Source organism: Microcoleus sp. Pol12B5, from assembly GCF_036701335.1.
Taxonomy (GTDB): Bacteria; Cyanobacteriota; Cyanobacteriia; order Cyanobacteriales; family Microcoleaceae; genus Microcoleus.
Genome location: NZ_JAUBQQ010000028.1, coordinates 20,502 through 33,403, shown reverse-complemented (window position 1 = coordinate 33,403; position 12,902 = coordinate 20,502). Strand labels below are relative to the sequence as shown.

Here is a 12,902-nt window from a genome sequence, read left to right as displayed (position 1 = left end):
TAATTTTTATACAAAACCTGCCTGCTTCTTGTCTTATAGTGTTCATTCTTTAATAATCTCAATACAAACCTGTTTTCTTTATATTTTTTTTGCTAAAAACTGTAAATTATTGGAGGTATTGAAAGTTGAAAAAACATTATTGGTGGCGTAGAACTTTAACTATTATTAGCTTGTGCTTGTATCTAATCTTAGCAGTTAGCCCGCCCGCTTTCGCCTCGATTCACAAATATCCAGAAACTGCCGAAACAGTAATGTTCCGATCCGTACAAAGCCTGCGTAATACAGACGATAAAGCATGGCAAGTTGTTTTGTACAAGCGAGTAAAGTCGGGAGTAGTAAAGTCTTTAAATCTGAGAGTGGTAGGATTTCCAGGAACAGAATTGCAGCACCCGGTTCCGCTGAAAGTTGCTGCGGGAAAGCGGGAAATTGGCAAGGCTAATGATATTTGGAGCGAGTCGAATTTGCCAATTAATGTCGGAGAATACGATTTTAAATCAATAATTGCACAATTGGAAAGCAATCGACCTTTGCTGTTGAGTTTGCCCGTGAAAAATCAAAAAGAAACAGAATTGCTGGTTCCTCCTTTTGCTGTGAGAGAATGGCGGCTGTTGTCTGACAAAAACTAAACATACCAATTTAAGCGCACTCTACATTTAAAAGCCATACAATTTCCCATGTCACAAATCGCTATGTTTAAATATGCCTTAAGGTGGATTTAACGTATTTGAAGAATAATGGGGTCTGGCAAAAACTAAAGATACCAATTTAATAGCACTCTACATTTAAAATCGCTACGATTTCATCAATGTATCAAAAATAACTTTATTTACATAGACCTTAAGGTAGATTTAACCTATTTTAAGGGTAATTATGAAACAAACTAAAAGCTGAGTTAGTCGAGTGACAAAACTTCAGTGTTTTAACGTAGGTGTATTCAGGGTGAATCTACTATGACTTTAATCAGTAAAATTGTCCGCAAAGCTTTGGCAACAGGTTACTTAACGGTTGAGGCAGAAGAACAGTTGCGACAGCAGTTGCAGATGACCAAGTATGGTTTAGAAGATTTTGACGCTTTTATTAATTTGCAGAAAGAGGTGATGGAAGGTAGGGTGAAACAGCAAGCTTTGGAATTGTTACGATCGCGCAAATGTTCTGTGACTGCTTGAATCCCGTTCGATCGACCTTTTGGATAAAATAAGGTCGATCGACCTTCGTATGTCGATCGGTCTTTCGGGCGCGGACTCTCGGGCCCACCCCACAAGAAAATTCACTTTTTGTGGAACAGGCCGGAAAGCCTGTTCATAAAAATGATACGCCAAGCCTGGAAAAAGGTTTCTACTGCATTCCTAGCTGTTGCCTTAACGCTTCTGGAACATCAACGGCTGTATCCAAACCTCGAACATTGTCCCAGTTTGTGTCTTCATCCCATTTGATATCTCCAATAGTGCGATCGCTGAGCCTTGCGCCGCTGAGGTTTGCGCCGCTGAGGTCTGCGCTGCTGAGGTCTGCGCCAAAGAGGTATGCGCCGCTGAGGTCTGGGTAGCTGAGGTCTGCGTCAAAGAGGTCTGCGCTACTGAGGTGTACGCCGCTGAGGTCTGCGTCAGTTAGGTCTGCGTAGCTGAGGTCTGCGCCCTTGAGGTATGCGCCAGTAAGCTTTGCGCCAGTAAGCTTTGCGGCCGTGAGGTCTGCGCCGCTGAGGTTTGCGCTGCTGAGGTCTGCGCCCATGAGGTCTGCGCCCATGAGGTCTGCGCCCCTGAGGTTTGCGCTGCTGAGGTTTGCGCTGCTGAGGTTTGCGCTGCTGAGGTTTGCGCCCCTGAGGTTTGCGCCCTTGAGGTTTGCGCCCCTGAGGAATATCCCAACTGTTTGGAAAAAGCCAAAATCCCCAATACAACACCTATAACCAATGAGACGCAACAACCGACTTGCATCGTCAAGCCTACCTTCAGCATTAGGTTTCCCACAAGGATAAAACACCATTTTGTCTTTGAATTCAGGTGTCTCCTGACCGTAACGCTGCAACTCCAACAGCAAAATCATCACATTCAAACCAGCATAAATATCTATTTGTCGCTGTCCCAAATCTTGGGTTTTCAATTGAGCTCGCAGTAGGCGCATCTTCTTCTGAGGCAAACTTTCCGGCAGCATATCAATAAATTCCCCATCGCACCACCGCAGATAAAAATCTTCCAGACGCTGGAATAACTCCACAGGGTGGAACTGATTTTCATCCCCTGCAACAGCCGGAGTTTTTAACAACCCCATCAAATATTCAACAATTTCTTCCGTCAGCGCCCCATAACCCAACAAATCATAAATTTCCCAGTCCATCTGAGAGTCTTGAGTATTAAATCCTCTACCTTTCTTTCCCGGTTCCGTCCACTCTTCCAGACTTTCTTTCAACCGTTCCGCACACAGAAATTCACCAAAACTCTTGTGTACAAACTCCACAGAACCTTCTTTACTGCCTTGCTGAAGATAAAAAACCGCCAAAGCATTTCTCAGAGGATTATCAATCCGTCTTTGTGCTTTCTCAAGAAATTTTTTAGCTGAGTCATGTGCTTTCAATCGTTCCTCAATCATCGCTACAGAAGCGCATTCCCCTCCCGACTGCACCACGCACAACCCTGCTTCTGTAAGGATGCGCCGCAAATCCTCTGTTTCCAATTCTGTCAAATCGCGATTGAGCTTATCAGACCGCTGCTCTGTGAGTACCCAATTCACAGTTTTGTTGTAAATCAAAATTTTTGCTTGAGTGCTGTTAGTTCCTTGAAAATTCTCAACTTTCAACGTTTTGTCCCGGTGCATCGCCGCTAACAGATAAAGCAAGAGTGGCTCTCGCGACAGTTCGGATTTTACATTCTCTGGACAACATTCATCTTCTAAAAACAGCTGAAAAGCTGAGGTTTTTTCTGCCCCAAATTGGTCTTCCCACTTGCTCAACCACTGTTGCTGTAGTCCGTCATCCATTACCTGAATTTCGACTCGCTCCAAGTTCTCTGGCATTTGCCTTTCAATAGCTTGCAAAGCTAAAGTTCTGCCAGTAATCAAAACCCGGTGTCCCATTTCCGAATTCTGAGCGCAGTCCCGCTGAAATTGTCCTACTTGCTCGAGAAATTCCTTTAAACCGCCGCTGCTTCTCCCTTCCATCAGCAACTCGTCAAAGCCATCCAAGAAAAACAAATATCGCGTGTTTCTATCTGTCAACCACCCGTCATCGCTAGCAAAACCAGCATTAACTGCTTTTTTTAGCGTTTCTGGGAAACTATTTTGCAATTTGGGAATATATCGCAGTCGAATTAACACGGGCGTCCAAACTGGATGAAAATGTTGTCGCACCCAGTCAGCAAACATCCGACAAAAAACGCTTTTACCGCGTCCGGGCCCTGCTTCGACAAACATCACCCGATTTTGTTTGTTTTCATCCTCAAGCAAATTTTTTGCCCAAGTTTCTAAATCGAAAGCTTCTGCATTATTTATGGGCTTACCATTTGCATCAAGTGGCTTTTCCTTCAGAGGCACGTAGATATCCTTGAATGCAAAATTTTCTGTAAATACGGGTTCTAGGGGTAGAGAGGTAATTTGTTCTTGCAGGTAGTTGTTAATGCTGTAATATTTCTCCTGTTCCTCACGCCATTCGCTGATAGAAGGCTGTCCAAGATGTTTAATTGCTTCGCCGGAAACTGCCCAAGCTTCGATTAAATAGCGGTGAGTATTAGCAGCAACTCTCTTTGTCAAAATTTGAGCTTCATCGGCATTGAGTCCGGCTTGTTGCAGCCGTTCTGATAGCACTAGGTTAAATTCCCTGGCTAACATCGAATCGCGGAAACAAATAACAGTTTCTTTGGCATCTTTATCGCTCAATTCTAAATCCGCCAATTTTTTAAGCAACTGCTTAACTCCATCGGAAACCGGAGTTTGCCCGATGCGATTTAACAAACTTGCGTCTTGTTCAAGAAAATCCTTAAAACTTTCCAGATAAGCCGCCTGACTGACCAGGAAAATGCACTCAGCTAAAGTCGGCTGCTGTTGAGTTTTTTCGATAAAAAACGCCAGCATTTTCGCCGCAATCCCGATAAATGGCAATCCAGTTCCCACAACTTGAGCTAAGGGAGAGTTCAAAACCTCTAGCAGCAAGTTGCTATTGTCCAGCCCTTGTTCTTTGAACATTTTTGCCACTTCTGCGGCTGTTTTCCCAGCTTCTCCGATTGCCTCCGCTGCTTCGGCGGAACACAGTTCTTTGATATCAGTATTTAAGAAATTCCAAATGCGATTTGCCATTTTTACCTGCCCTGTTTCAGAAGAGAGAAGCTGAGAAAATCTACATTTAACTCTGTAAGCATTCCGTAGTTCGTCGCCACAAATCTGTTTTCAAACTAACAAATAGAAAAGATTAACTCTCTTTTACCTTGACAAAAATACAACAATCCGCAATAATAGTAGATTGTCTGTCTAAATCCGGCTCGGATCAGGTTAAGACATTCCAAAAGCTGGAGAGCAGTCACCAGTCAAAAGTCCACAACGACCAATGACCAAAGACTCATCAGCTACCTGTACGGCAATCTCAACAACCATCCCATGACTTACGCAATCATTGAAACCGGCGGCAAACAATTTCGGGTAGAACCAGGCCGCTTCTACGACATCGAACTGCTTCACGTCGAAGCTGAATCCAAAGTCACCATAGACAAAGTATTTCTGATCCAGCACGAAGGCGAGGTTCATATCGGCCAGCCTCTACTAGAAAATGCCACTGTAGAAGGAACGGTTCTCCGGCATTTCCGGGGCCGCAAAGTCCTCGTCTACAAGATGAAGCCGAAAAAGAAAACTCGGAAGAAAAAAGGGCACCGTCAAGAAACAACTCGCTTTATGATTGACTCGATTAGCGTCAACGGTACAGTGTTAGCCGCCAGAGACTTAACTGCAGCAGTTGTTGAAACCCCCCAAACCGCCGAAACTGATTCAGAATAAAACATAGTAAATACAGTTGAGGATATTATGGCCCACAAGAAAGGTACAGGCAGTACACGTAACGGACGCGACTCTAATTCTCAGCGTCTGGGTGTCAAAAAGTACGGCGGTCAAGTTGTCAAAGCAGGCAACATTTTGATCCGCCAACGCGGCACTAAAGTTCACCCCGGTAATAATGTTGGTATCGGCAGAGATGATACTCTGTTTGCCATGATTGACGGTGTGGTGACTTTTGAAAGAAAAGGCAAAACTCGCAAAAAAGTCAGCATTTATCCTGTTGTAGCAGCACCTGTGGCTGAAGCTGTCGCAATTTAATTGCGATATTTTGCGGCGTTCCTTAAGTCTCTTTTGTTTGTCTCAAAGTCTCGATCCCCCCTAGCCCCCCTTAATAAGGGGGGGACAAGATTTTTCTTAAAGTCCCTCTTAATTAATGGGATTTAGGGGGACAAGATTCTTCTCAAAGTCCCCCTTATTAACGGGATTTAGGGAGACAAAATTCTTCTCAAAGTCCCCCTTCTTAAGGGGGATTTAGGGGGATCTAGACTTGACGGCAAGCGACATTTCTAGGTTCGGCCAATTGGTGACAATTTAAGGCTTAATTTGTCACCAATTTGGGGCTAGCCTCCTCCGACAATTGTGACAACTTCTAAGATGTCGCCCTCTTGCATCTGTGTAGTTTCCCAAAATTGTTTGTGCAGAATTTCCCCGTTGTACTCCACAGCCACCAAGCGCGGGTTTAATCCCAATTGTTTTAGTAATTCTGGTAACGGTGTGTCGATCGCACAATTGCGGGTTTCTCCGTTAACTTGCAGCGCAATTTGATTTATCATAAGTAAAATATCAGTTTTTAGGGCGGGTTTGGTAACAAAATTATATTTTATGCACAGATTTCCTGTGCTAAACCCGCCCTACGAATCGCAAATAAACCTAGCTTTTCCCGTGCAAAGCTTTCTGAGCTTTCAGATTCTGCATCCGAATCAACTGCGAGATGAAAAACTGCGTGACTAAAGTAGGCTGTTCTGCTTCCATAATTGCGCGTACTATGGCAACCCTTTGAGCTCCGGCATTCAATATTTCATCGACGTTGTTGATATCAATTCCGCCGATCGCAAACCACGGAATCGGGGACTTATCAGCAGCATACCGCACATAGTCCAAACCTGCCGCCTGTTTATCAGGTTTAGTAGGAGTGTGGTAAACCGGCCCAACTCCAATGTAGTCGGCTCCCTCTTCAATAGCTCGCTGCATTTCCTCGCCATTCGTAGTAGAACGACCGATAATCCGTCCTGGCCCGAGCAACTTGCGCGCTTCCGCCACAGGCAAATCTCCCTGCCCTAAGTGTACGCCGTCGGCATCGGCTGCGATCGCAAAATCCACACGATCGTTCACAATCAGCAAAGCATCGTAGCGGTGACAAAGTTCGCAAAGCTGGCGCGCGTTGGCCAACTTTACCCCGTCGTCTGAGTTTTTGTCGCGGTACTGCACCAAAGTCAGTCCGCCTTGCAAAGCCGCTTCCACGACTCCCAACAAATTGTCTCTCGGCGAAGTTACAAAGTATAACTGCGATCGAAGTAACTGCTGGTAGCGCCGGTAAGCCAGCAAATCGCTTTCGAGAGTATAAACCCGATAGCGCATCTGCTTAAAAGCCGCCCCCATATTCCGATCGTAAATTTTGCCATACTCTTCGAGTACCCGCAAAGCTTCTTCCACCCGACAGAAATTCGCCTCCAGTAGCTGCTGAATGCTCGAACGCTGCTCTTCCTGCGGGTGAGTCAACTCCGTACCCGGATCGGCCGGCGTATCCCTAGCACTGCGAAGTTCTGCGACGTGCCAAGCAGCCAATTCTTGACGCAGTTCCTTGCACTCGCCAGCTAAATCGGCGCTGTTGAGACCAAACCTGCACCATTCTTCAATAATTCTCAACCCTTCGCGCGATCGATCTAAATTTGCATCTAAAATCCGGCAGAGGGCTGGCTGTGCCGGTAAAGTTCTGTTTTGTTTGTCGCTCATTCAGAACCACCCTAATTATAATTAATCCTACGAGTCAAACCGCTACATTGTCCCACGCCGTCAAGATTGTGGCAAAGCAGGCGGCTTAATTTTGGCATAAACCAATGTAAATTCGACAATAATTTTTTAAGTTTTATTGAATTTGATGAAAACAAAGCATAATAGATCAAACTTGATGAGAGTGGAATCGTTAAACTGCATACCACACTTCGGAGGAGAGCCGTGAGGTTAGCAGAACAACACAAAAGATTAACAGAAGAAAACCCCAGCAGGCGGGTGAAATCAAAGTTCGATCGCGAAAACCCGACACCGAATTCGGGAAGCGGAACTCGGATCGCAAATCAGTGGGGTTTATTTATGCTCCTAAATTCTCAATATAGCGAGTGCAAAGAAAAGCGATCGCAAAAATCTTATTTGAGTTCTTGCCTTCTGCTCGTTTTTGCGATGACCGCCCTTTGCAACCATCAACCGTCAGTTATCGCTGCCGGGATACCGGGAGTGCAGCTACTTTCTCAGACGCCACAGAGCGACATCAACATACTGTACGTCAGCTCGATCGGGGGCAGCGACACGGGGGGCAACGGCAGCGATCAAGCTCCGTTTAAAACCCTTACCTACGCCTTAAGCGTGGCACCGCCCAAAACAGCGATTTTGCTAGCGCCCGGTACTTACAGCGAGCAAACCGGCGAAAAATTTCCATTAATGCTCAGGCCCAGCGTGACAGTTCAGGGAAATCCCAACACTCGCGGTCAGAATATTGTCATCAAAGGCGGAGGATACTTTATCAGTCCGACTTCGGCGGGTCAAAATATCGCGATTTTAGGCGCAGATGGGGCAGGACTCAGCGGGGTGACGGTGACGAATACCAACTATCGCGGTTACGCTTTGTGGATCGAATCGAGTTCTCCGACAGTTGTTAACAATACTTTTTCTGGGAGCACTCACGACGGCATTTCGGTAGTCGGTACTTCCAGGCCGACGATTGGCGGGAATGTTTTCTCGAAAAATGGAGCTAACGGCATTACTATTTTTGGCAGTTCCCAGCCGGAAGTTCGAGATAATGTGTTTGAAAACACCGGATTTGGGGTGAATGTAGCGCAGAACGCTTCGCCTCTGCTAATCGGTAATAAAATTACTCGCAATAAAGATGGCGTGGTGGTGCAAGCTAATGCTAGACCTGTGCTGCGTAACAATTATATCGAGAGTAATCGCCGGGACGGAATTGTGGCGATCGCGAGCTCTCTGCCCGATTTGGGAACTGCCGCCGAACCGGGGGGCAATGTCATTCGCAACAACGGTCAGTACGATGTCAACAATGCAGCCAAGGGTCAAATAATCCCAGCTTACGGGAATCAATTATTGAGCAGCCGGACGACGGGCTCGGTTGATGTGGCGGGAACTTTTACACCGCCGCCAATGGGGGGAAGTGCTTTGCAGCTAAGGGCCGATCGACCTCCCAGCATCGGTGGTCCAGACACTTCTCTCCCGGCTTACACTCCCGGCCGGCTAATTCCCAGAGTTGAAAGAGCGCCACTTCCCCCGCCTGCGCCCGTTTCAATGCGATCTGTGCAAAATCGACCCGCACCGCGAAGCGCTGAGTTGCGACAAGAACTTTCTCCGAGGAATGCCGCTGCTTCATCGGTAGCCCAAGGGGCGAGCGCAATTCCTGTGCCCGATCCGAATTATCGATCAATTTCGGAAATTTCGGTACAGCAACCAATGATTCCTCCCAATTTTGATAGTTCGAGTTCGGTTGCTTCCGAGGGTAGATTGCCGGTTCCGGGCCGCAACATTCCGATCGGAAGGGGCGGCTATGTACCTGCACCTTTAGGGGGTAATTCTTTGCCCGATGCCGCGGATAATTCGCCGTCATTCGATCGAGCCAGAGCTTTGGGTTTCCGCTATCGAGTTGTGGTGGATACCAACAGTTGGGGCGATCGACAAAAAATGCAATCCCTCGTTCCCGGTGCTTTTCGCTCTTTTTCCAGCGGACGATCGGTGATGCAAGCCGGTGCTTTTCGGGAACTCGAAAAAGCTGAGGAATTGGTACAAATGCTCAGCGCTAATGGTTTGAATGCTCAAATTGAGGAGATTAAATGAAATGGTCAGTAATCAGTAGTCAGTAGTCAGTAATCATTAGACCTCTTTCAAAAATAACTAGGACGGGCAAGATGCCCGTTCCAAAATTTTATTAAAAGGACTTTTGCAAGAGGTCTATTACTTTGTCAAGTGTTAACTGTCAACTGTCAACTGTCAACTGTCAACTATCAAAAATTTTAGGGCCTAGCATATCGGATGCCAGACCCTAAAAAGTTTGTAAATTCAGTTGATTCAAGTGGGTTTTTAGCTCTGCTGAGTTTCAGCAAACTACAACTAAGGTGGACTTTTTTGCAACTACTCTGCGGACGAGGTAGCTATCAGCGGAGTCTATTCAGACTTCTGTGTTTGACTGTTGTGCGATCGCAACTTTTGATTAATCCAATAGCTTCAAGCTATCTAACCAATACGAATCGCAATATCAACCTTTCTTTGCTAATAAGCTAAACGGTTCAGGCGTTGCCTGCGAACTAGAGGCGATCGGGACAAATACTCTAATTCCAAGTTTTGTATCCAAGTTTTTTGTGCTTCTTGGTTTTGCCCCTCATGTTTTTAAGTTAACACCAACTGCGTGCATAAAAACACTTTGTTTACCAAACTTGACACTTTTTGACGTGCAGAAATACTTCCCAAAGCGATTATTAACAATTTGTACGATCGCCCGATACCCCAACGTGCACACCCGGCACTTTTCGCTTGCTGTCAACGCAGCAGAGCTTCCCAAGTTGCGCGGCCGACAATGCCGTCTGCTGGCAGTTGATATTGTCGCTGAGCCGCCTTGACAGCAGCTTGAGTTTCCGGGCCGAAAACGCCGTCAGCACTCACCCGCAAAAATCCTTTGGCCCGCAGCCGTTCTTGCAAATCTCTGACTGCCGCCCCGCGCATTCGTCTTCTCAAAACAGGAAAATTGGTTGGCTGCGCTTCGGGGCTAATCTCTGAGTTGTCGGGATTTACAGGATCGTTGGCGATCGGGTTTTCGATCGTGCCAGGAGTCGCAGGAAACAGCCGGTTCCAAGTATCTTGACCGACTATGGCGTCGGGAGGCAGACCTGCTGCTTCCTGGAACTGAGATACAGCTCTAGCGGTGCTTTGTGAGAAAATCCCGTCTACAGTGTCAGGGTAAAAGCCCAATAATTTAAGAGCAGCTTGGAGTTCGATCACTTCCGACCCTCGGCTGCCCAATTTGATTGCGGGGCGGACGATCGCACCTGTTTGAGCGATCGGGCTATTGCTGTTACTCTCTTTGGAGGTAGGTAGCTGTGCGACAGCAGGAGTAGGGGCGATCGAGCTCATTGCCAATAAACCGCACAAACTCCAGCCGAAGAGCAAACTCGGAACCTCGCGGGCTTTATTCCAGCTTGCTGTCAAGTTTTGGGACATTGGGAATTCGACCTCTGGAAAACTGGTAGCGATCGTACATCAAATCTGGAAAAAATTTACGCATCGGCCAAACAGGGCATTGGCCAAACAGGGCATTGGCCAAACAGGGCATTTCTGATTCCCCTCTCCTCCCTTTCCTAAAAATAATTTATCCCCTGAAATAGCTGCAATTGGCAAAAAAACTGCTAGATTGCCCTACAGAAAACATTGAACCGCGTTCATTGGGCCCCAGCAACACCATGTCCGAATTCAGAACCGCCAGCCAAATAGACATCGGCAACGTCAACATCGGGAACTTCCAAGTCGGCAGCATCAGCGGCACTAAATACAACGATTTTAACGCCAACGGCCTCCCTGATCCCGGAGAAGTCCCCATTCCCAACTGGCAAATCTACCTCGACCTCAACAACAACGGCCAGCCAGAATTTAACGAACCTTCCACCCTCACAAATCCGCAAGGCAACTACATTTTCGCCAACCTGCCACCGGGCACTTACCAAGTTAGGGAAGTCCAGCAGCCGAACTTTCGCCAAACTACCCCAAATCCCGCACCCATCACGATTACCAGCGGCACAAATGCTGGCAATATCAATTTTGGCAACAACTTTAACGCAGGGACGATCGCAGGCACAAAATTCAACGACATCAACAACAACAGCAGCCGAGATCCTGGGGAACAAGGGCTAGCTAACTGGCAAATTTACCTCGACCTCAACCGCAACAACAGGCTCGACGCCGACGAACCTTTTACTTTTACAAACGGTGAAGGCAATTACGCTTTTGTCAATATTCCCGCAGATACATATTTGGTGAGAGAAGTCCAGCAACCGGGTTTTCTTCAAACCACACCTGACCCCGGCCCGGCTAACGTTACTTCCAACGCCACTGTCAACAACATCAATTTTGGCAATGTCTTTTTTGTCGGCAGCATCAGCGGTGTCAAGTTCAACGACCTCAATGCCAACAGCGTCAGAGATGCGACAGACCCGCCTCTGGCTAACTGGCCAATTTACCTCGACCTCAACGGCAACAGCAGCTTTGATCCGGGCGAACCCAATACCATCACAAACCCCCAAGGCAACTACACTTTTGCCAATGTTTCTCCTGGCCGATATTTGGTGAGGGAAGCCCAGCAACCGGGATGGGTACAGACTACGCCAAATCCAGGCCCGATCGACATCACCGGCAATACCAACGCTGTCGGCGTCAATTTCGGCAACAATTTTCCTACCGGCAGCATCAGCGGCTTCAAGTTCAACGATCTCAACGCTAACGGTATCAACGAACCGACGGAACCGAGAGTTGCCAACTGGCCGATTTACCTTGATTTCAACAACAACGGCAGTTTAGATCCGGGCGAACCTTCGACTTTAACCAACCCCGAAGGTAATTTCTCTTTTATCAATTTGCCTCAAGGAACCTATGTGGTGAGGGAAGTCCCGCAGCCCGGTTTTCAACAAACCACGCCAAATCCGACTCCGATTACCGTGGGCAACGGCACAAATGCCACTAATCTCAGCTTTGGCAACGTGTTGGTAACGGGCACTATCAGCGGTGTGAAATTTAACGATTTTAACGCCAACGGCCGCCTAGATCCTGGGGAACCCCCGATCGCCAATACTCAAATTTACATCGACCTCAACAACAACAGCAGTTTAGATCCGGGCGAAGCGAGTACCTTAAGCGACCTTCAAGGCAATTACAGTTTCCGCAATGTTCCGGTAGGTAGTTATGTTGTCCGCGAAGTTCCGCCGCCCGGTTTCATTCAAACGACTCCGCCTGCGGTGGTTGTTGTCTCGGCAGAGATTGGGGCTAGCAGCATCGATTTCGTGACTGGAGAGGCTGAGGGTAGGTCGGCTAAATCCTGGAAAGGCGACCCGTTAACTGATGCCAACAGCTATATGAGAACCGCACCTGTGGGTAATATGGGGGCGGATAGCTTGCTTTTGAGCCAGGGTCGTGATAGTGATCAAATTAGTAAATTTTTGAGTGATGGATTTTTTGCAAATTTAGGCAATATTCCTAACTTTGGGCAACAGAATGTCGGTCTGGAGCCTAATGCACAAGTTGGTAATTGTGTCAATATCAATGAATTAGATAATGGGGTGATAGCTGACTGGTTTGTGCCGATGGGTGTGAGGAATTTCCCGGTTAAGTAGGGTGAGACAAAGCTCGATCGCCCGGAATCCCAAACCGCACATAAAAATCAGGAAGAGGTTAAAGGGCGATCGCGTGATACCCTATTGTTGGCAACCTCCAAAGCCAAGCCAGAGTTCCGGGAAGCCCAAAGCTGGCTTGTATATGAGGAGCAAGATTCAGAGACAGTATCATACCTGTTTTTAGGAATTATCAGACAATTCCCCAAGTGCGATAGCCCTCGTGGCATGGTCGCTCAAGTCACCGAGGTGCAGTGAGTTTTAACGTTGTTCCAGCTCAAAACAGCAAGT

At 47.1% G+C, this 12,902-nt stretch carries 10 protein-coding genes; 6 read left to right on the top strand and 4 right to left on the bottom strand.

Annotated features, from left to right (window positions below; all coding sequences use genetic code 11):
* Positions 1-125: 125 nt before the first annotated feature.
* Both QUA24_RS14470 and QUA24_RS14465 read left to right on the top strand, forming a co-directional pair.
* Positions 126-626: a DUF3122 domain-containing protein gene (locus tag QUA24_RS14470; protein WP_333230489.1), complete on the top strand. Its 501-nt coding sequence runs from the start codon at positions 126-128 to the stop codon at positions 624-626.
* 324 nt (positions 627-950) lie between these two features.
* Positions 951-1,166, top strand: coding sequence for a hypothetical protein (locus QUA24_RS14465; protein ID WP_333230488.1), 216 nt, complete (start codon positions 951-953; stop codon positions 1,164-1,166).
* A 169-nt stretch (positions 1,167-1,335) separates the two neighbouring features.
* Here the strand turns inward: QUA24_RS14465 and QUA24_RS14460 are convergent, their stop codons facing one another.
* Positions 1,336-4,278, bottom strand: a complete 2,943-nt coding sequence (locus QUA24_RS14460) for a pentapeptide repeat-containing protein (protein ID WP_333230487.1) — start codon at positions 4,276-4,278, stop codon at positions 1,336-1,338.
* Between the two features lie 297 nt (positions 4,279-4,575).
* On the opposite strand from QUA24_RS14460, the gene rplU reads away from it, so the two are divergent.
* Positions 4,576-4,968 (top strand): 50S ribosomal protein L21, encoded by a 393-nt coding sequence (gene rplU / locus QUA24_RS14455; RefSeq protein WP_172190164.1) that lies wholly within the window; start codon positions 4,576-4,578, stop codon positions 4,966-4,968.
* Between the two features lie 27 nt (positions 4,969-4,995).
* Positions 4,996-5,283 carry a 50S ribosomal protein L27 gene (gene rpmA, locus QUA24_RS14450; RefSeq protein ID WP_333230486.1) on the top strand — a complete coding sequence of 96 codons (288 nt, stop codon included), beginning with the start codon at positions 4,996-4,998 and terminating at the stop codon, positions 5,281-5,283.
* A gap of 302 nt (positions 5,284-5,585) precedes the next feature.
* On the opposite strand, the gene thiS is transcribed toward rpmA, so the two are convergent.
* Both thiS and QUA24_RS14440 read right to left on the bottom strand, forming a co-directional pair.
* Entirely contained in the window at positions 5,586-5,798 is a 213-nt protein-coding gene (gene thiS, locus QUA24_RS14445) for a sulfur carrier protein ThiS (protein ID WP_190738130.1), read from the bottom strand.
* Positions 5,799-5,895: 97 nt separating this feature from the next.
* The gene (locus tag QUA24_RS14440) at positions 5,896-6,978 is read right to left on the bottom strand and encodes a thiamine phosphate synthase (RefSeq protein ID WP_333230485.1); all 1,083 of its coding nucleotides are present in this window, start codon (positions 6,976-6,978) and stop codon (positions 5,896-5,898) included.
* A 222-nt stretch (positions 6,979-7,200) separates the two neighbouring features.
* Between QUA24_RS14440 and QUA24_RS14435 the strand changes: the two genes are divergently transcribed.
* Positions 7,201-9,078 carry a DUF1565 domain-containing protein gene (locus QUA24_RS14435; protein WP_333230484.1) on the top strand — a complete coding sequence of 626 codons (1,878 nt, stop codon included), beginning with the start codon at positions 7,201-7,203 and terminating at the stop codon, positions 9,076-9,078.
* Positions 9,079-9,777: 699 nt separating this feature from the next.
* Here the strand turns inward: QUA24_RS14435 and QUA24_RS14430 are convergent.
* Positions 9,778-10,455: a peptidoglycan-binding protein gene (locus QUA24_RS14430; RefSeq protein ID WP_333230483.1), complete on the bottom strand. Its 678-nt coding sequence runs from the start codon at positions 10,453-10,455 to the stop codon at positions 9,778-9,780.
* Between the two features lie 239 nt (positions 10,456-10,694).
* Between QUA24_RS14430 and QUA24_RS14425 the strand changes: the two genes are divergently transcribed.
* Positions 10,695-12,614: an SdrD B-like domain-containing protein gene (locus tag QUA24_RS14425; protein WP_333230482.1), complete on the top strand. Its 1,920-nt coding sequence runs from the start codon at positions 10,695-10,697 to the stop codon at positions 12,612-12,614.
* The last annotated feature ends 288 nt before the right edge of the window (positions 12,615-12,902 follow it).